The 1,010-nt window shown below is 32.9% G+C and carries 1 protein-coding gene; it reads left to right on the top strand.

Translation table 11 applies throughout. The features are described from left to right. Positions 1-39: 39 nt before the first annotated feature. A partial coding sequence (locus B0A64_RS23670) for a condensation domain-containing protein (protein ID WP_208863566.1) occupies positions 40-1,010 on the top strand: 971 nt, incomplete at its 3' end.

The following is a 1,010-nucleotide window of genomic DNA, read 5'->3' as shown; positions in this document are numbered from 1 at the left end:
TTAAGACTTATTGTCGAATGTAGTATACTTAAAATTAAAATGAAATATATAAACCAATTTTTTAACGATTTAAGACTAAATGCTGGAGCAATTTGGCTTGATAATGAAACTATAAAATTATCTGTTCCTAAAAAGTTTCAGAATCAAGATATAAGAGATTTTATTACAAATAATAAGATTCAAATAATTTCTATTCTTAGAATTAATTATATTTTTTCGGCGGATAAGTTTTTTAAAACAATAATTTTTAAAAATAATGATGAAAATTTTTATCCATTAAGTTCAGCCCAAGAGCGTTTATGGTTTATTGAGCAGTATGAAGAGGGGACAAATGCCTATCATATACCTTCTGTTTTTGAGCTTGATGTTGATACGGATATTGAAGCAACCAAATATGCGCTTCAAGCGATTGTATCTAGACATGAAGTATTAAGAAGTACGATTGAACAAAGAGAAGGCGTGGATCATGGTATCCAAGTTGTCCATGATGCTGGATTGTTTATTGAAGCGATAGAGCTAGGCGCTCATGATGACTATGAGTTTCTTATAAAAGAGGATATCAATCGTCCTTTTGATTTAAGTTCAGAGTATCCCATCAGGGCTAAATTCTATATACTAGAATCAAATGAGGGTATACAAAGAAGGTTTTTATTGATCAACATGCATCATATTGCAAGTGACGGCTGGTCTACGGATATTTTTCAGAGGGAACTCTTGGTTTATTATCAGGGATATAGCAATGGAAATAAGACTTTTTTGTTACCTGCTTTGGATATTCAATATAGGGATTATGCGGTATGGCAAAGAAATTATCTTGTAGGAGAAGTTTTAGATAAGCAATTAAGTTATTGGAAGTCTAAGTTATCGGGATATCAGCCATTAGAGTTTCCGACTGATCATGTCAGGCCAAAACAGATTGATTACAGGGGAACCAATCAAGGTTTTAGTCTGAGTAAAGAGATTAGTCAGCAATTACGATTGTTAGCTCAGCGCCTTGGAGTTACGCTTCA

Origin of the sequence: Flavobacterium araucananum, from assembly GCF_002222055.1 — a bacterium.
Lineage (GTDB): Bacteria > Bacteroidota > Bacteroidia > Flavobacteriales > Flavobacteriaceae > Flavobacterium > Flavobacterium araucananum.
Note: the sequence above shows the minus strand (reverse complement) of the source record. Positions and strands in the feature narration are given on the sequence as shown.